Here is a 17,078-nt window from a genome sequence, read left to right on the forward strand (position 1 = left end):
TCAAGCAAAGAACGGTTTACTCAGCCAGCACCGGCTTGGCGCCGCGCGCGTTCTGGAACAGCGGCACGGGATCGTTGGTATTGACCTCGACCACCGTCACGCCCTGCACCACGCCAGCCACCTGGTAGCCGACGGCGCCCAGGTGGCGCTTGCCTTCGGCCAGGTTGGACCAGCTCAGCGAGACAGTCGCCGTGCCGCCCGTGTAGGCCGTGCCCGGCATCAGCGCCTTGAAGCCGCCATTCGACAAGCCCGGCGCCAGCACCCACGACGACAAGGTGTAGTCGGCCTGGCCGTTTTGCGGCGCAAAGCCGATCACGCACACCTTGTAGGTGCCGGCGGCGGGCAGGCGCAGTTCCACTTGCTCATTGGAACTTTCATTGCCGCTGCTGCCGACCAGCACATTGGCGGCGTTGTAGACCTCCATGTCCATGTCGGTATTCGCGCCGCCCGTCGTTTCCGCATCGTAGGTGGCAAAGCGCGCCGCCAGGGTGCCGGCCGGGATCACCACATTGTGCACGTTCACGCCCGTGGCGCCGCCCGCCTTGCAGGCAGCCGATGCGGCGGCGCCCGTCGTCGCCTGGCCGATCGTGCGCGCCTGGCGCACGGCTTCGACGAGACCCGACTTGACGCCCACCAGCGCGCCCGAGAAGCCCGTGCCCAGGGTCAGCACCTTGCTGCCCGTGGCCGCTTCGCTGCTGACCAGCGGAATAGCCACCAGCGCCGTGCCGCGCGCCGTCAGCGGGCTGCGCACCGTGTGCGTGCCATCCGTCCAGCTCAGGGCGCCGTAGGTCCAGGTATTGGCCGGCGCCGTGGTGCGCGTCAGCTTGACCTGGTACTGGCCCTTGGCGCCCGGCGCCAGGCTCAGGCTCGTTGGCGTCACCGCCACCGTATAGCCCGGCAAGCTGGCCGAGACGTTGTAGACGGCGCTGCTGGCGCCCACGTTGGTCACCGTGCGCGTCAGGGTTTGCGTGCCCAGCACGTTGGCCGCCGTCAGCGACGCCAGGTTCAGGTTATAGGCCGCGATGGTACCGATGGCCTGGCACGTGGCAGCGCTGTAGACCTTCAGGTTCAGGCCGCACAGGAAGCGCGCATAGTCGATTTCCGACATGTCGTACACGAGGCCAGGATCGGCCGCGCTGTTCGGCGCGATGTGGCCGGCGCCCTGGCCCCACGGCAGCTGGCCCGAGTTCTTCGCCGTGGCATCCCACGACACGGAACCGTTCAAGCCATCCGAATACGTGCTGAAGGCCGTCGTCATCAGCGCCGACTTGATGGCCGCGGGCGACCAGTCCGGATGCTGCTGCTTGAGCAGTGCCGCCACGCCCGCCACGTGCGGGCTGGCCATCGAGGTGCCGGAATAGAAATCCCACTCGGCCGCCGGCGCCACGCCGCCCGCTGCCACGGCATCGCGCTGCGCCTGCGTCAGGTCGGCCGTCACGCCGGCCAGCACGTTGGTGCCGGGCGCCGAGAGATCCGGTTTCAGGATGTTCGCGTTGGCCACGTTCGGGCCGCGCGAGGAACGGTCGCTGACGATCGGCGCCAGCACCGTCGTGTCGGCGGTGGTGTGGATTTCGCCCAATGCCGCCGTGCCGTCGGGTGTCGCCGCCATGAAGGCCTTCAGCGCGTCGCCCTGCGCCTGCGCCAGGTGCACGGTCGACAGCGCGTGCGCCTGGTTGATGACGGTGTTGGCGCCGCCGGCCACGTTGGCGATGATCACGCCCGCCGCACCGGCCGTTTTGGCATTCGCGCTCTTGTTGACCAGCACGTTGCCGCCACGGTCGCACACGAGTATCTTGCCCGCCACTTTCGCCGGGTCCAGATACGCCGACGTGGCATCGGCCACTCCGAAGCAGCGCAGCAAGTTGACATCCGTCGGCAGCACGCCTGCCAGGCCCGCGTCGCGCGACTGGATCAGCGGCAGCGCCGGGGTATTCGCATTGCTCGATGCGCCTTCCAGTTTCGTGCCGCTGCTGAGAGTAACGTTGGCCGCGTACAGGCGGTTGTGGGTGGAATTGGCCACCGTTGCCAGCCATGGGCTGATGTGCGAGACGGGAGCCGGCACGTCGGGCGCAGGCGTGGCCGGGCCGGAATTGCCGCCCGACGTGGCGACAAACACGCCGGCCGCCGCCGCGCCGAGGAAGGCCACTTCCGTCGGTTCGTCGAAGGCGCCGCCGCCCGCGTTCGGGCCGATGGAGAAGTTGATGACGTTGACGCCATCCTTGACCGCCTGATCGATGGCGGCCACGCTGTCGGCCGTGGCGCAACCGTTGCGGCCCGTCGAGGCGGCCGTCCAGCACACTTTATAGGCGGCGATGCGGGCGCGCGGCGCCATGCCCGACGCCTTGCCCAGCGACACGCCGTTCGAAGTGGCCAGGGCGCCATTGTTGCCGCCCGCCGTGGACGCCGTATGCGTGCCATGGCCGCCGTGCCCCGTCAGGCCGGCGACGGAATCGCGCGGCGACATGAATTCCGTCCAGTGCAGCGCCGACGTGGCGGCGCGGTAGTAGCGCGCGCCGATCAGCTTATTGTTGCAATTCTCGGCGCTAAAGCCTTCGCCCGTCTGGCAAGTGCCCTGCCAGCTGGCCGGTGGCGCGCCGTACACGACATTGTTGCCGCTGTGGCTGGGCACGCCATTCTCGTCGAGGCGGTCGGCAAAGGCCGTGTTCTCGGGCCAGATGCCGCTGTCGACGATGCCGATGATGATGTCTTCGCCCGCGTGCGCCTTGCCGCCCAGCTGCTCCCAGATGCCGCCCGGCTTGTCCAGGCCCAGGAAGCTGGGCGTGTAGCTGGTGTCGAGCTGCAGGATGGAGTCGGCGCTGATGCTGGCCACGCCGCTGTTTTTCTTCAGGGCGCGCACTTCATCGTCCGTCAGCAAGGCGGAAAAGCCGTTGAAGACGACGCTGTACTGGTGCGTGATTTCCGCCGCGCTGACGGTGCCGGCCACGGCAGCCTGTTTGGTGTCGAGGTAGTTCAGGTAAGCCTGCACATCGGCCGCGCCCACGTTGATGCGCGCGCCCGGGGCCGGCTTGGTGGCGGCCAGGCCGTCGACCTGGCCCGTGTAGGTGGCGGCCGGCTTGTCGACCAGTTGCACGATGTAGGAGCGGCGTTCCTGCGCCTGCGCCGCTTGCACCAGGCTGGCGGCCAGCAAGAGGATGCCGAGTGAAACGGGACGTAATTTCATCTCATGCTCCTTGCACGGTGGAGGCGGCGAACTTGCCGCTGCGGCGGCGCGACAGCATGCCGATGGCGCCCAGTCCGGCCAGCATCAGCATGTAGGTCGACGGTTCCGGCACGGCGCTGATATTGATATTGTCGAGCGCGAACTGGCCCTGGTTGAAGGCAGGGAAATCGAGGGAATTGCTGCACGCGCCCGTGTCATTGAAAATGCACGCATTGAAGCTCAGGCCCGTAAACGCATAGTTGCTGAAACCGCCCAGCAGGGAAGCGCTCTGGAAATGGTAATTGCCATCGCTGCCCTGGCCGGGAAACGCCAGCGAGGTGCTGATCACCTGGCCGTCGCTGAGGGTGCCGCTCAGCTGCAGCTGGCCCCAATTCTGGTTCGGCAAGCCGGACACGGGGGCGATAAAGGAATAATCGAAACCGGCCAGGGTGAATGCCTGGTGGTCGGCGCGCGTGAAATTCACGCCGCCATCGTTGAGGATAGCCAGGTAATTGCCGGTGGCGCCCTGCGGGCAGGCGGCGATATCGCACGACGAACCCACGCGGCCATCGAGGATGGCGCCCACGCCGCTGACGCCGCCGCCGGCCGCCGTCGTCGGGTCGGCCAGGAACAGCAGGTTGTAGCTCGACGTATTGAGCGTCTGGCCGCTTTCATACACGTCGGGATGCAAGTTGTCGAAAGTCAGGACACCGGCCAGGGCCGGTGCCGAGCCCAGCACAGACAAGGTGGCCAGCGCGGCAAGGACGGCGACGCGACCGCGGGTAGCGGGCGGATTGGCGGTGGCGGGCGATACCCGCGCATGTGATAAACGATTCATTCTATTCCCTTGATTGTTGTGGATAGATAGGTCGGCAGGTCTGACGCCCGCTTTCAGCTTTTTCACAAAAGTGTCAACAAATATAGCAAATCGTATAAAACAAATATCATATTTTTAATATCATTTATTTATTTTTTATCTAACTCCGCGAAACTTTGTTTTGTTTTATCTATGAAAGTTTGAGGAATCTCAACGTTACATTTGAACAACAAGAACGCGCACTGCAGACGCGTACGCCAGCGGACCGGCCCGACTTCGGATAAGCTCGAAAACCGCGCCTGCCGCGTCGTCCTCCCCGTCACATCGCGGTACACCTGTTCCATCCTGGAACACTTGCCTGTCCCCTCCGCCCCGCATGAGCGGCCCCTCGCGCCCTTGCGCCGATGGCATGAAGCTTGCACAACAAGAAGATCGACCGTGCTCAGGGAGCAGCATCATGGAACACCATCAATTTGGCGCCCAGGCAAGCGCGCACGCCCGGCCGCGCCGGACCGTCCTGCTGTGCTGTGCGCTGGCGCTGGCTTTTTTCCTGCTGGCCGCCAGGCTGGACCTGGCCGAACGGCTGACGCAGTCGCTCTGGCGCCAGGAACATTGGCAGCTCGATGAACTGGCCCTGAGCCTGCTGGTGCTGGTGCTGGCGCTGGCCGGCTTTGCCGTGCGGCGCGGACGCCAGGTGGCGCTGCTGCTGGCGCAAAACCGCGCCCTCACGCAGCGTCTGCTGCGCGCGCAGGAAGAGGAACGCTGCGCGCTGGCGCGCGAGCTGCACGATGAAGTGGGACAGGACTGCACGGCCATCCGCGCCGCCGCCAGCTACATCCTGCGCGCGCGCGAGGGCGACCAGGCAAACGTGCAGGCGTGCGCCGCCAGCATCGCCCGCTCGTCGGAAGCGCTGCACGCGATGGTGCGCACGATGCTGCGCCGGCTGCGCCCGCCCGTGCTCGACAGCCTGGGCCTGGAAGCAGCGCTGCAGGCGCTATGCGACAGCTGGACCCAGCAGCATGGCATCGCCTGCCATTTCGCGGCGCACGCCATCCCCGCCGGCCTCGACGACAGCACCGCCACCGCCATCTACCGCCTGGTGCAGGAAGGCTTGACGAACGTGGCGCGCCACGCGGGCGCCGACCGGGCCACGGTGGAATTGCGCGCCGATGCGCACGGCTTGCTGCACCTGGCCATCGAAGACAATGGCCGTGGTTTGCGCCAGGACAAGACGCCAGCAGACGGTTTCGGCATGCTGGGCATGCGCGAGCGCGTGGCGGGCTTGCGCGGCCACATCCGCTGGATCAGCGCGCTGGGCAACGGCTTGCGCATCGAAGTGGCCCTGGCGGCACGGTGCGCGGCATGAGCGCCATGAACGCCATGCACAGCGGCATGCGGCCGATCCGCGTGATGCTGGTGGACGACCACCCCGTGGTGCGCACGGGCTACCGGCGCCTGCTGGAACAGGGCGGCGACATCGCCGTCGTGGCCGAGGCGGGCAATGGCGAAACGGCGTATGGCTTGTACCAGGAGCACGCGCCCGACGTCTGCGTGACGGATTTGTCCATGCCCGGCATCGGCGGCCTGGAATTGCTGCGCAAACTGCTCGCGCGCGACGCGGGCGCCCGCGTGCTGGTGTTTACCATGCACGACACGCCCCAGCTGATCGCGCGCGCATTTGACGGCGGCGCCTGCGGCTTCGTCAGCAAGCAGGCCGACCCGGAACACCTGGTCAACGCCGTGCGCGCCGCCCACGCGGGCCGGCGCTACCTGGACCCGCACAGCGCACCCGGCGTGCTGCAGGGCACGGCCAACATGGAAGCGGACCGCTTGAGCAGCCTGAGCCAGCGCGAATTCGAAATCTTCCGCCTGCTGGCCGAAGGCCGCAGCGCCGCCGACTGCGCCCGCCTGCTGCACGTCAGCAGCAAGACGGTGGCCAACCACCAGACTTGCATCAAGGAAAAGCTCGACGTGCCCGGCCCCGCCGCCCTCGTGCACCTGGCCCTGCGCAATGGCATCATCGAGCAGGTCCATCCTTAAAACGCGTAGCGCACGCCCACGTTCACGCTGCGCGGCGCGCCGGCCGCATAAAACGTCGCATTGACCATCGGATACTCGCCGTTCACGGCGGGCAGCGGGCGAGCGGCGAAATTGCCGTTGGCATCGAAACCCGTCGCGCCCAACTGGGCCGCCGTCGCATATTTCCGGTCGAACAGGTTATTTACCTGGGCAAACACGCTGAGGCGGGGCGTCAGCTGGTACTTGCCGTTCAGCTCGACCACGGCATAGCCGCCGCTCTTGCCCGCGCCCAGGTAGGCTGGCCCGCCCGCCTGGTGCGCATTGTTTTCATTGCCGCGCGCATACGCGCTGGAGACGGCCGTCATGGCCAGGCCCACCGTCCAGTCGCGTCCACCCTGAATATCCACATGCGCCTTCAGGATATGGCTCGGCGTCAAGGGAATGCGCTTACCGGGCGTGATGACGATATTGCCTTCCAGGCCGGGCGCGTCCGCATCGCTGCTGCTGTTGGCGCTGCCGTTGACGAGCTCCCGGCTTTGATACGTCGCCTGCAGCCACGTGTAGTTGACGCCGAAATCCAGCATGCCCGCCTTGCCATCAAGCGCCAGCTCCACGCCCTGGTGGCGCGTCTTGCCGAAATTCTTGAAATAGCCAAACCCCGCCTGGTTGTCGGCCACGAACAGGATATCGTCGTGATTTTCCGCGCGGAACACGCCCGCACTCCAGCGGGCCACCTCGCCCCACTGGCCGCGCACGCCCGCTTCCCACGTCTTCGTGATGACCTGCTTTAATGGCGGGTCGCCGGCCATGGCGTTGGGCAGGCGGCACGGGTTTTCCGGGTCGGCGCAACCGAGCTCGATGGCCGTCGGCGTGCGGCTGCCTTCGTTGTAGCCGAGATACGCGCTCACGCCCGCGGCCGGCGCATACGCCAGGCCAATGGCAGGATTGAAGCGGCTGAAACGGTGGTCGCCGTCCAGCGAGCCGCTGCCGCCGCCGGGCGTGATGGCGTCGCGGTTGCGCACCGTGCTGCGGTTGTAGCGGCCGGAGACGGTCAAGGTCAGGTCTTGATTCAACGCAATGCTGTCGCTCGCATACACGCTCCACGTGCGCATGCGCCCGCTCAAGTCGACCCGGTTGTCGACGGGCGTGCCGTCGTCATCGATTTCCGTGCCGTCGGCAAAGAAGTTCACAGGCGTGATGCTGCGGTCCGGATTCAGGTAGCCGAACTGGCTCGTCTGGCGGAACGTGGCGTGGCTCGTGTCATAGGCGGCGCCGGCCGTGACGGCATGGCGCGCTCCCGCCACGTCGGCCAGCGCGGTGAACTGGCCCGAAAGCCCATAGTTTTCCTGCCGCGTATGGCTGCGGTTGAGCATGCCATTGCATTTTTCGGCCGGCTCGTCGTTCAGCAGCACGTTGGCGATGCAGCGCCATTTCGGGAAGGGCGTATTGGCCGCGTTCGCCCCGCTGGCGGGAAAGCCCGTGTAGCCGGCCGCCGCCAGGGCCGCCCGCTCGGCCACGCCCGGCTGGTAGACGGACTGGTCGAGCGACTCGTCGTTCAAGTCGCCATTGAACGTGTGCGTGTCGATCTTGCGGTAGTACACATTGCCGGACAGCAGCAAGGCCGCGCCGGCCTGGTGCTTGCCCGTCAGGTTCAGCAGGGTCGATTTGTTCTGCGTCAAATCCGGCTTGGTATACACGCTGCGGTAATCGCGCGCCAGCAGGCGCTGTTCCTGCAAGCCGTTGCCCGTCAGCGCATTGTCCGCGTGGGCTACGGTAACGGCGATATCCGTGCGCGCATCGCTCCAGCCCAGCTTGCCAAACACCTGGCGCACGTCGGACGGCGAATCGTCGCGCCAGCCGTCTTCCTTGAAGCGGTTGCCCGTCACATACCAGTGCCAGCCTTGCGCATTGCTGCCGCCATGCTCGACCTCGACGGCGCGCCGTTTGTCGGAACCCAGGCGCGCTTCGATGGCGGTGCCGGGGCTGCTGCGGCCATCCTTGGTTTGCAGCGCCAGCGCGCCGCCCAGGGTATTCAAGCCGAACAGGGGGTTCGAGCCGGGCATCAGGGTCAGCGACTCGATGGCCATGCGCGGGATCAAGTCCCAGCTGACGACGTCGCCGAACGGCTGGTTCAAGCGCATGCCGTCCAGGTACACGGACAACCCTTGCGGCGTGCCCAGCAGGGGCGACGCCGTATAGCCGCGGTAGCTGACGTCGGGCTGGAACGGGTTGTTCTGTACCTCGTTCACGTAGACGCTGCCCAGGTTGCGGCGCAGGAAGGCGGAGATGTCGAGCGCGCCGCTGCGGGCGATCTGCTGCGCGCTGGCCGTCTGCACGGGCGCGGCCAGGGTGTCGCGCGGCTGGTCCACGGTGGGCAGCGGCATGCTGCCCGTGATGATGACAGTGGGCAAGTCACCCGAGGTGGCCAGGCTCGCGGCCAGGCTGGCGTCAGCGGCAAGGTCGGCGGCCTGCGCCTGGCACAGCGCCATGGCGGCGGCGGCCAATAAAGTCAGTTTCATGCTGGTCCCCAGTGGTTTTATCGTGGTTTTTATTACTGTCCAGTATCGGACAGCCACCATCGGGGAACCAGGGAAAAACTCCCGCCGTGCGGGGGGAACTAGCGTTGCAAGGGCAGGTAACTCTGTTTGAGCTGGCGCAACACGAAACTCGATTTGCTGTGGCGGATGCCGGGAATTTTATATAGACGCTCGCGCAGCAGGCGTTCATAGTCGCGCGTGTCGCTCACGGCGATGCGCAGGTAGTAATCGTAGTCGCCCGAGACGAGAAACGCTTCCAGCACTTCCGGGATCATGGCCAGCGCGTGGCCGAATTCGAACAGGGCCTGGTCGGAATGGTCGTCCAGGGTCACTTGCACGATGACGGTGTCGGCCAGCCCCACCTTGGCCGCGTTGACGTTCACCGTGTAGCCTTCGATGACGCCATCGTCTTCCATGCGCTTGATGCGCGCCCAGCATGGCGACGAGGTCAGGCCCACCTTGGCGCTCAGGTCGTGCAGGCTGATGCGGGCATCCTGCTGCAGGGCCGTCAGGATGGCGAGGTCGAATTTGTCCAGCTTCATTCTGTCATATCCTTATTTCACAGCAAATTTTACTGAATATCGCATTCTATACGAGAAAACCAGCAGCCTTTTCTGCCCCATCAGGCAGAAAATAAGGCCATGAAACCCGATCCCGCTCCCCTCCTCGCTCCCGCCGCCGACCTTGCGCCGCGCAACGGCGCCAGCACCCTGATCGACACCCTGCTGGCCCTGGGCGTCGACACCGTCTTCGGCTACCCGGGCGGCGCCGTGCTGCCCCTGTACGACGCGCTGCACGCGCAGCCCCGCCTGCGTCACGTGCTGGTGCGCCACGAACAGGCGGCCGTGCACGCGGCCGAAGGTTATGCGCGCAGCACGGGCCGGCCCGGCGTCGTCTTCGTCACGTCCGGTCCCGGCATGAGCAACACCACCACGGGCTTGCTCGACGCCCTGTGCGATTCGGTTCCCGTCATCTGCATCAGCGGCCAGGTGGCCAGCACCAGCATCGGCACCAACGCCTTCCAGGAATGCGATGCGCTGGGCATTTCGCGCCCCGTCACCAAGTGGAACCGGCAAATCCGCGCGGCCGAGGAAACGGCCGCCGTCATGCACGAAGCATTTATCCAGGCCACGCAGGGCCGGCCCGGCCCCGTGCTGGTCGATTTTCCCAAGGATCTGCAGCTGGCGCCCGTCACGCAGCACGCGCCGCTGCCGCCCGCCGCATCTGCCGCCGCCACGCCCCTGCCGGCAGCATCCGATCTGGAACGGGCCGCCAGCCTGATCGCCGGCGCGCGCCAGCCCGTGTTCTATGGCGGCGGGGGCCTCGTCAATTCCGGCCTGGATGCCTGCGCCGCCTTCCAGCAACTGGTGAAACTGGCCGCCGCGCCGTGCACCCTGACCTTATTGGGCCTGGGCGCCTTTCCCGCCTCGCACCCGGCCTTCCTCGGCATGCTGGGCATGCACGGCACGCTGGAAGCGAACCTGGCCATGCACCATGCCGATCTGATCGTCTGCGTCGGCGCCCGCTTCGACGACCGGGTCACGGGCCGCCTGGATGCGTTTTGTCCTGGCGCAAAGGTCATCCACATCGACATCGACCCGGCCTCCATACACAAGGTGGTGCACGCCGACGTGGCCTTGCGCGGCGATTGCGCGCCCATATTGGCCGCCTTGCTGGTGCAGCTGCGCGGACGCCTGCTGGCGGACCGCCAGCCGTGGTGGCAGCGCATCGACGCCTGGCGCGCCCAGGACAGCCTGGCGTTCGACGATACGCCGGAGGTGATCGCGCCGCAGGCGCTGATGCGGCGGCTGCAGGCGGCGCTGGACGGCATGGACGGCGGCGACGCCATCGTTTCCACCGACGTGGGCCAGCACCAGATGTGGGCGGCGCAGCACTTGCGCTTCGAGCAGCCGCGCCGCTGGCTCACCTCGGGCGGCGCCGGCACCATGGGCTATGGCTTGCCGGCCGCCATCGGCGCGCAGATCGCCCATCCGGGCAAGCGCGTCGTGTGCGTCAGCGGCGACGCGTCGATCTTGATGAATATCCAGGAACTGGCCACGGCGGTGCAGCACCGCCTGCCCGTGAAAGTGGTGTTGTCGAACAATGGCTACATGGGCATGGTGCGCCAGTGGCAGGAACTCATCCATGGCGGGCGCTACAGCCACAGCTACACGGAAGCGCTGCCCGATTTCGTCGCCCTGGCGCGCGCGTTCGGCTGGCAGGCGCGCACGGTGAGCCGGCGCGAGGAGCTCGACGCGGCACTGGCGGCCTGCCTGGCATCGGAGGGCCCGTACTTCCTCGACGTGCGCGTGCACGGCGCGGAAAACTGCTTCCCCATGATGGCGCCCGGCGCGGGGCACCATGAAGTGACCTTGCGCAAAGGCGTCGTCTACACCGGGTAACAAATCCTGTTCAACTCCACACCCTGTATATCCAGTAGCTTTCATCGTCGCGCATGGCGCGCGCCAGCTCGGTGGGGCTCAAGCCCGTGATTTCGCGCGTCTCGCGGCAAAAATGGGCCTGGTCGGCGTAACCGCCGCTGGCGGCGACGTCGGACCAGGACGCCGTGCCCTGCAGGATGGCGCCGCGCTCGTCGAGAAACAGCTGTTCCGCGCGGCGCATGCGGCGCAAGGTGCGCATGGGCTGGCCGGCCCAGGCCTTGATGCGGCGCTCGATATTGCGCGCGCTGCTGGCCAGGCCCGTCGATGCCGCCTGCACGGCCAGGCGGCGCACCCAGTCCTGCACGGCGCCGGCCGGATGGTCGCCGCTCTTGCGCGCCAGCGCCCAGCGCGGCGCGAGAAAATCCTCCACCAGCCTGACGCGGACCGCATCGTCGGGCGCCGCCAGCACGGCGTCCGACAGGGCCAGCCAGTCCCCATCGAACAGCGCGTCGAGCGGGCGGAACTGGTCCAGCAAGCCATCCATCGAGACGCCCGACAACGCATGCAGGGCGGCCGGGTAGAACATCACCACAAACGTATGCACGGGGCCGGGGTTGTAGCTGACCAGCGGATACGAGCGGGGGCCGCCGAACAGCGCGGGCGGCATGCGCACGTCCCGCAGCGACAGGCCCGGCGCTGCCGCTTCCACGTCGCCCGCGACGGTCCAGACGATGCTGCACATGGGCGCGGCGGGAAAGCGGTTCAGGCGCTGCGCCGGCGGCAGCGGCACGCAGCCCGTGGTGTCGCGCACGAGGAAGGCTCGCACGCAGGAAGCGAGCGCCGTGCGCGGCGCGATCAGGCGGGTCAGGGGCGTAGGGGCGGCAGGCATGGCGACGATTGTACCGGCAATTTCCGGCCGCGCCCGATGTCGTATTCGTTCAAGACGCGGACGCGCAAGCGCGCTACAGTGAAGTCATTGTCGCCATCCACCAGGAGTACGCCATGCCCCCGCTCGACCATGCCGCCGCGCCCGCCACCACGGCCCTGCGCCAGATTCGCCGCCTGCCGGGGCCATTCGCCCTGCCCATCGTCGGCAACAGCCTGCAGATCAAGCTCACGCGCATCCACCGCGACGTGGAAGAGTGGGTGCGGCACTACGGCCCCTACCTGCGCGTCTGGTTCGGCCGCACCCTGGTGCTGGTGGTGGCCGACAGCGAGGCTGTCGGCGCCGTGCTGCGCGACCGGCCCGACGGCTTTCGCCGCCCCCTGAGCAGTTCCATCGTTTCCGAGGAAATGGGCGGCATCCCCGGCCTGTTCCTGGCCGAGGGCACGGAATGGCGCAACCAGCGCCGCATGGTCATGGCCGGCATGGCGCCCGGCGCCGTCAAGGCCTACTTCCCGGCGCTGGCGACGGTGGCGCAGCGCCTGCGGCGGCGCTGGCATCTTGCCGCCACGCAAGGCCAGGCGATCGACCTCGATGGCGACCTGAAACGCTATACGGTCGACATCATCGCCGGCCTCGCCTTCGGCACGGAGGTCAATACGCTGGAAGCGGGCGAGGACGTGATCCAGCGGCACATGGACGCCATCCTGCCCGCCGTGGCGCGGCGCAGCCTGTCGATGTTCCCGTACTGGCGCTACGTCAAGCTGCCCGTCGACCGCCGCCTGGACCGCGACGTGGCGGCCCTGTCCGCCGCCGTGGCCGACCTGGTGCAGCAGGCGCGCACGCGCATGGCGCGCGATCCGGCACGCCGCGAGCGTCCGCCCAACCTGCTCGAAGCGATGATCGCCGCTGCCGACGAAAAGGACAGCGGCGTGAACGACCGCGCCGTGGCCGGCAATGTGCTGACCATGCTGCTGGCGGGCGAGGATACGACGGCCAATACGCTGTCCTGGATGATTTACCTGTTGCAACGCCATCCGCACACCCTGGCGCGGGCGCGCGAGGAAGTACGGCGCCTGGCGCCCGACGCGGCCCGCTTCACGATCGAGCAGATGGATAGCCTCGACTACCTGGGCGCCTGCGCCAGCGAAGCCATGCGCCTGAAGCCGGTGGCCCCCTTCCTGCCCGTCGAGGCGCTGCGCGACACGGTCATCGCCGATATCGCCGTGCCGGCCGGCACCCTCGTGTGGTGCGTGATGCGCCACGACACGGTGTCCGATGCGCACTTTCCCGAGGCGCAGGCATTCCAGCCCGAACGCTGGCTGGCCGAGGGCGGCGAGGCGAACAACAAGCGCGCTTCGATGCCCTTCGGCGCCGGCTTGCGCACGTGCCCGGGCCGCTATCTGGCCTTGCTGGAAATCAAGATCGCCATGGCCATGCTGCTGGGCAGCTTCGACATCGCCGGCGTCGACACGCCCGATGGCGGCGAGGCGCAGGAACTGATGGGTTTTGTGATGTCGCCCATCGGCTTGACGCTGCGCCTGGCGCGGCCGCAGTGATACCATGGGGGAAGTCCCATTCATTCGACCTCCCCATGACCATCCGCCTGGAATCGCCGCAGCAAGCCGACGTGCAAACCCTGATCGCCGAGCTTGATGCATATCAACAGACCCTGTATCCGGCCGAGTGCGTCTACTCGCTGGACCTGGCGTCCGTGCCGCCGGACACCCTGCTGTTTGCCGTCGCCCGCGATGCGGCCGGCGCGGCACGGGCCTGCGGCGCCATCGTCGTCACGCCCGCTTTCGGCGAGCTCAAGCGCATGTACGTGCACCCGGACAGCCGGGGACTGGGCCTGGCGAAACGTTTGCTGGCCTTGCTGGAAGAGCAGGCGCTGGCGCGCGGCTGCCGCTTGCTGACCCTGGAAACGGGCATCCACCAGCCCGAGGCGATCGCCCTGTACGCGCGCCACGGCTACCAGCGGCGCGGACCGTACGGCGACTATCCCGACGACCCATTCAGTGTCTTCATGGAAAAACCGTTGCAGGTGGCCGCATGAGCGCGCCCAGCGACAGCCTGCTCGACATCCGCGCGCGCCTGCGCGCCTTTGCCGACGAGCGCGATTGGGACCAGTTCCACACGCCGAAAAACCTGGCCATGGCCCTGTCCGTGGAAGTGGCGGAATTGGCGGAACACTACCAGTGGCTGGCCACGGGCGCGGATTGCGAACTGGACGAGGCGAAGCGCACGGGCATCCGCCACGAACTGGCCGACGTGCTGATGTATCTGGTGCGCCTGGCCGACAAGAGCGGCGTCGACCTGCACGCGGCCGTGCTGGAAAAGATGCAACTGAACGCACAGAAATACCCGGCGCAGCAGGTGCGCGGCGACGCGCGCAAATACAGCGAGTACTGATAGCGAGTACAGACACGCCCACCCGTGCGTGGCGGATGCGAAAAAAGGCGTAGCATCAAGCCATGCGTATTTATCGATTACTGCTGATCATAGGCTTGCTCCATGGCCCTATTGCGCTGGCGCAAACCGCGCCCGTGCCGCAGGTGAAGGTGGACGCCACGCGCGACCCCGTCGACAAGTCCTACCGCAAGATGCTGCAGGGCGTGGACCGCTTCGAGCGCGACCATGCGCTGGCGCCGCAGGCCGTGCTGCGCTTCCGCTTGCTGCCGCGCCAGCCCGGCGTGGACATGGCCGGTGTGCAGCTGCGCATCGCCGGCGACACGGTCAGCATCCCCTTGCCCTTGGCCGAGGACAACAGCTTTGCCCCCGTGCGCAATGCGCAAGCGGCGCGCGAGGACGCCGTGCTGCTGGCCAACCGCAAGGCCACCACCATGAGCTGGCGCGCCCAGGTCATCACGCCCGGCTTGCCGCCCGGCACGCGGCGCCTGGGCGACCTGCGCCTGGAATGCCGCGCCGGCATGGATTCCGGCCTGATCTCGAACGACCCGCAAATCATCGCCTGGCTGTCCAGCATGCTCTACAGCACAGATAAAGTGTGTTCCGAGCCGGATGGCAATTATCTGTTCTTCACGGACCGTCCCCTGTTCGGCGTCACCCTCGTGCACGGCGAGCGCCGCCTGGCATTGCCGTTCACCATGCTGTACGCGGGCGGCGAGCAAACGCCCGCCTCGCTGCCCTATTGCGATTGCCAAGTGCTGCTTGACCGCACGTATTACGCGCCCTTGTGGGATAGCAACTGGCCGGACGACACCCTGCTGGAATTTACTTACATGGACGAGGTGGCGCCATGAAGTGGCTTTCGCTGATCTTGTTGACGCTGCTGGCCGCCTGCTCCGGCACGCGCGCCTTGCAAGCAAGCAAAAATGTGCCCTACGCCACCCTGGAACAGACGGTGCAAGTGGGCAACAGCACGCGCGAACAGGTGCGCGCCGCACTGGGCGACAGCACGTCCATCCGTTTCGACAGCGGCAAGGAAGTGTGGATGTACACCTATCCGGCGGCCTCGGGCGCGCAGGGGGAATATGTGATTCTGTTTGGCGGGGATGGGGTGGTGAAGCAGGTGCGCGGCGGCGAGGTGTATCAGGTACGGAAGTGATTCCCGCCAGCATGGCGCTGGCGGGACTGACATGCTTATCGTGCCTTCAGCAAGGCCCGCGACGCGACGCCCGCGCCCACGCTGCGGCCCACGCCGGCAACCTTGCGCTTGGGCGACGCCTTCAATTTGAAGATGCCGATCGACTGGGCCACGCTGTCGGTGCGCTGCGCCAGGTTGGTGGCGGCCGCGGCCGCCTGCTCCACCAGCGCCGCATTCTGCTGCGTGATGCCATCCATGTGGATGACGGCCTGGTTGACTTGCCCGATGCCCTGGTTCTGCTCGCGCGTGGTCGAGGAAATCTCGTCCATCACTTCCGTCACGCGGGCTACCGAGGCGATCACTTCCGCCATGGTGGCGCCCGCATTGCTGGTCAGCACGCTGCCCGCGTTCACGGTGGCGATCGAATGGTCGATCAGGTTTTTCACTTCTTTCGCGGCCGTTGCCGAACGCTGCGCCAGACTGCGCACTTCGCCGGCCACGACGGCGAAGCCGCGACCGTGCTCGCCCGCGCGAGCTGCTTCCACGGCCGCGTTCAAGGCCAGGATATTCGTCTGGAAGGCGATGCCGTCGATCAAGCCGATAATGTCGAGAATCTTGCGCGACGACGAGCTGATCTCATCCATCGTGGTGACCACTTCGCTGACGATGGTGCCGCCCTTGGCCGCCACGGTGGACGCTTGCGCCGCCAGGTCGTTGGCCGTGGCCACATGGTCGGCGCTGTTTTGCACGGTCGACGTCAGTTCTTCCATGCTGGCCGCCGTCTGCTCGAGGCTGGACGCCTGCGATTCCGTGCGGCTGGACAAGTCCATATTGCCCGTGGCAATTTCCGCCGTGGTGATGCGGATATCCTCGAAGTTGGCGCGCACGTCGCCGATGATGCTGTGCAAGTTGATGTTGGTCTGGCGCAAGGCCGCCATCAATTGCCCCATGTCATCGTCGCGCACCTTGTCGATGACGCCCGTCAAGTCGCCGCCGGCCATCTTGCGCGCCACCGTGATGGCGTCGCCCAGCGGCGCGACGAGGGAATTGTGCAGATGGGCCCAGAAATACAGCATCAGCGCCACGGCAGCGGCGGCGGCACCGCTGAGCCAGCTGCGCGTGGCCGTGCTCGTGTCGCCGTCGATATTCCACACGGCGCAGCCGAGGATGGCCAGCACCACGCCGAAGACGATGCAATGCAGGGCCAGGTCTTGCGACAGGCTCAACTTGCGCCACTCGGCCAGCTTGGCAGCCCAGCCCTGGCGCACGACGCGGCCATTGCGGATCGCCAGGTTGGCGGAATTGCCGTCTTTGAAACTTTTATACAGGGCTGCCGCTTCGTTGATCTGCTCGCGCGTGGGCTTGGTGCGCACGGACATATAGCCGATCGGGCGGCCGCTTTCGATGACGGGCGTGATGTTGGCGAAGACCCAATAGAAATCGCCATTCTTGCAGCGGTTCTTGACCATGCCGGTCCAGGGCATGCCCGTCTTGATGGTGTCCCACAGGTCGGCAAACGCTTCGGCCGGCATATCGGGATGGCGCAGGATATTCTGTGGCGCACCCAGCAGTTCCATTTCTGAAAAACCGCTGACTTCAATGAAATACTGATTGGCGTAATTGATGTTTCCCTGTAAATCCGTGGTGGAAACAATCGTCATGCCTTCATTTAATACGTATTCATTTTGCGTGATAGGCGTATTGACCCGCATCGTCGCTCCTCTATTTTTTTTC

At 66.6% G+C, this 17,078-nt stretch carries 14 protein-coding genes; 8 read left to right on the top strand and 6 right to left on the bottom strand.

What is annotated here, in order from left to right; translation table 11 throughout:
- Positions 1 to 16: 16 nt before the first annotated feature.
- On the bottom strand, positions 17 to 3,181 hold the full coding sequence (locus OX460_RS17370; protein ID WP_289899419.1) for a S8 family serine peptidase: 3,165 nt from the start codon (positions 3,179 to 3,181) through the stop codon (positions 17 to 19).
- A 1-nt stretch (position 3,182) separates the two neighbouring features.
- Positions 3,183 to 3,998, bottom strand: a complete 816-nt coding sequence (locus tag OX460_RS17375) for an NF038120 family PEP-CTERM protein (protein ID WP_289899420.1) — start codon at positions 3,996 to 3,998, stop codon at positions 3,183 to 3,185.
- Positions 3,999 to 4,434: 436 nt separating this feature from the next.
- Here OX460_RS17375 and OX460_RS17380 point away from each other — a divergent pair, with 436 nt between their 5' ends.
- A complete protein-coding gene (locus OX460_RS17380) occupies positions 4,435 to 5,343 on the top strand; it encodes a histidine kinase (RefSeq protein ID WP_289899421.1) in 909 nt (302 codons plus the stop codon).
- Complete coding sequence (locus OX460_RS17385) at positions 5,340 to 6,017, top strand: response regulator transcription factor (RefSeq protein WP_289899422.1); 678 nt, start codon at positions 5,340 to 5,342, stop codon at positions 6,015 to 6,017. The genes OX460_RS17380 and OX460_RS17385 overlap by 4 nt, the downstream gene beginning before the upstream one ends.
- On the opposite strand, the gene OX460_RS17390 is transcribed toward OX460_RS17385, so the two are convergent.
- Positions 6,014 to 8,515, bottom strand: coding sequence for a TonB-dependent receptor (locus OX460_RS17390; protein WP_289899423.1), 2,502 nt, complete (start codon positions 8,513 to 8,515; stop codon positions 6,014 to 6,016). The two genes, OX460_RS17385 and OX460_RS17390, sit on opposite strands and share 4 nt — an antisense overlap.
- Before the next feature lie 98 nt (positions 8,516 to 8,613).
- The gene (locus tag OX460_RS17395; protein WP_070217690.1) at positions 8,614 to 9,075 is read right to left on the bottom strand and encodes an Lrp/AsnC family transcriptional regulator; all 462 of its coding nucleotides are present in this window, start codon (positions 9,073 to 9,075) and stop codon (positions 8,614 to 8,616) included.
- 99 nt (positions 9,076 to 9,174) lie between these two features.
- Here OX460_RS17395 and ilvB point away from each other — a divergent pair, with 99 nt between their 5' ends.
- The gene (gene ilvB / locus OX460_RS17400) at positions 9,175 to 10,935 is read left to right on the top strand and encodes a biosynthetic-type acetolactate synthase large subunit (protein ID WP_251349273.1); all 1,761 of its coding nucleotides are present in this window, start codon (positions 9,175 to 9,177) and stop codon (positions 10,933 to 10,935) included.
- A 10-nt stretch (positions 10,936 to 10,945) separates the two neighbouring features.
- Here the strand turns inward: ilvB and OX460_RS17405 are convergent, their stop codons facing one another.
- Positions 10,946 to 11,803: a helix-turn-helix domain-containing protein gene (locus tag OX460_RS17405; protein WP_289899424.1), complete on the bottom strand. Its 858-nt coding sequence runs from the start codon at positions 11,801 to 11,803 to the stop codon at positions 10,946 to 10,948.
- A gap of 113 nt (positions 11,804 to 11,916) precedes the next feature.
- Between OX460_RS17405 and OX460_RS17410 the strand changes: the two genes are divergently transcribed.
- The 5 genes from OX460_RS17410 to bamE all read left to right on the top strand — a co-directional run bounded on the left by OX460_RS17410 (position 11,917) and on the right by bamE (position 15,365).
- Complete coding sequence (locus OX460_RS17410; protein ID WP_289899425.1) at positions 11,917 to 13,356, top strand: cytochrome P450; 1,440 nt, start codon at positions 11,917 to 11,919, stop codon at positions 13,354 to 13,356.
- Between the two features lie 35 nt (positions 13,357 to 13,391).
- Positions 13,392 to 13,853, top strand: a complete 462-nt coding sequence (locus tag OX460_RS17415) for a GNAT family N-acetyltransferase (RefSeq protein ID WP_289899426.1) — start codon at positions 13,392 to 13,394, stop codon at positions 13,851 to 13,853.
- Entirely contained in the window at positions 13,850 to 14,209 is a 360-nt protein-coding gene (locus OX460_RS17420) for a nucleotide pyrophosphohydrolase (RefSeq protein ID WP_289899427.1), read from the top strand. Before OX460_RS17415 ends, OX460_RS17420 begins: the two co-directional genes overlap by 4 nt.
- 62 nt (positions 14,210 to 14,271) lie before the next feature.
- Positions 14,272 to 15,060, top strand: coding sequence for a hypothetical protein (locus OX460_RS17425; protein ID WP_099665609.1), 789 nt, complete (start codon positions 14,272 to 14,274; stop codon positions 15,058 to 15,060).
- Positions 15,057 to 15,365 (top strand): outer membrane protein assembly factor BamE, encoded by a 309-nt coding sequence (gene bamE / locus OX460_RS17430; RefSeq protein ID WP_289899428.1) that lies wholly within the window; start codon positions 15,057 to 15,059, stop codon positions 15,363 to 15,365. The genes OX460_RS17425 and bamE overlap by 4 nt, the downstream gene beginning before the upstream one ends.
- 35 nt (positions 15,366 to 15,400) lie before the next feature.
- Here bamE and OX460_RS17435 read toward each other — a convergent pair whose 3' ends face one another.
- Positions 15,401 to 17,056: a PAS domain-containing methyl-accepting chemotaxis protein gene (locus OX460_RS17435; RefSeq protein WP_099665611.1), complete on the bottom strand. Its 1,656-nt coding sequence runs from the start codon at positions 17,054 to 17,056 to the stop codon at positions 15,401 to 15,403.
- Positions 17,057 to 17,078 lie beyond the last annotated feature (22 nt).

The organism is Janthinobacterium sp. SUN033, from assembly GCF_030397595.1.
Taxonomy (GTDB): Bacteria; Pseudomonadota; Gammaproteobacteria; order Burkholderiales; family Burkholderiaceae_D; genus Janthinobacterium; species Janthinobacterium kumbetense.

What these genes read in the sequence shown, in the direction of transcription:
- OX460_RS17370 (WP_289899419.1), bottom strand. Translation starts at nt 3,181, where the DNA reads ATGAAATTACGTCCCGTTTCACTCGGCATCCTCTTGCTGGCCGCCAGC.
- OX460_RS17375 (WP_289899420.1), bottom strand. Translation starts at nt 3,998, where the DNA reads ATGAATCGTTTATCACATGCGCGGGTATCGCCCGCCACCGCCAATCCG.
- OX460_RS17380 (WP_289899421.1), top strand. Translation starts at nt 4,435, where the DNA reads ATGGAACACCATCAATTTGGCGCCCAGGCAAGCGCGCACGCCCGGCCG.
- OX460_RS17385 (WP_289899422.1), top strand. Translation starts at nt 5,340, where the DNA reads ATGAGCGCCATGAACGCCATGCACAGCGGCATGCGGCCGATCCGCGTG.
- OX460_RS17390 (WP_289899423.1), bottom strand. Translation starts at nt 8,515, where the DNA reads ATGAAACTGACTTTATTGGCCGCCGCCGCCATGGCGCTGTGCCAGGCG.
- OX460_RS17395 (WP_070217690.1), bottom strand. Translation starts at nt 9,075, where the DNA reads ATGAAGCTGGACAAATTCGACCTCGCCATCCTGACGGCCCTGCAGCAG.
- ilvB (WP_251349273.1), top strand. Translation starts at nt 9,175, where the DNA reads ATGAAACCCGATCCCGCTCCCCTCCTCGCTCCCGCCGCCGACCTTGCG.
- OX460_RS17405 (WP_289899424.1), bottom strand. Translation starts at nt 11,803, where the DNA reads ATGCCTGCCGCCCCTACGCCCCTGACCCGCCTGATCGCGCCGCGCACG.
- OX460_RS17410 (WP_289899425.1), top strand. Translation starts at nt 11,917, where the DNA reads ATGCCCCCGCTCGACCATGCCGCCGCGCCCGCCACCACGGCCCTGCGC.
- OX460_RS17415 (WP_289899426.1), top strand. Translation starts at nt 13,392, where the DNA reads ATGACCATCCGCCTGGAATCGCCGCAGCAAGCCGACGTGCAAACCCTG.
- OX460_RS17420 (WP_289899427.1), top strand. Translation starts at nt 13,850, where the DNA reads ATGAGCGCGCCCAGCGACAGCCTGCTCGACATCCGCGCGCGCCTGCGC.
- OX460_RS17425 (WP_099665609.1), top strand. Translation starts at nt 14,272, where the DNA reads ATGCGTATTTATCGATTACTGCTGATCATAGGCTTGCTCCATGGCCCT.
- bamE (WP_289899428.1), top strand. Translation starts at nt 15,057, where the DNA reads ATGAAGTGGCTTTCGCTGATCTTGTTGACGCTGCTGGCCGCCTGCTCC.
- OX460_RS17435 (WP_099665611.1), bottom strand. Translation starts at nt 17,056, where the DNA reads ATGCGGGTCAATACGCCTATCACGCAAAATGAATACGTATTAAATGAA.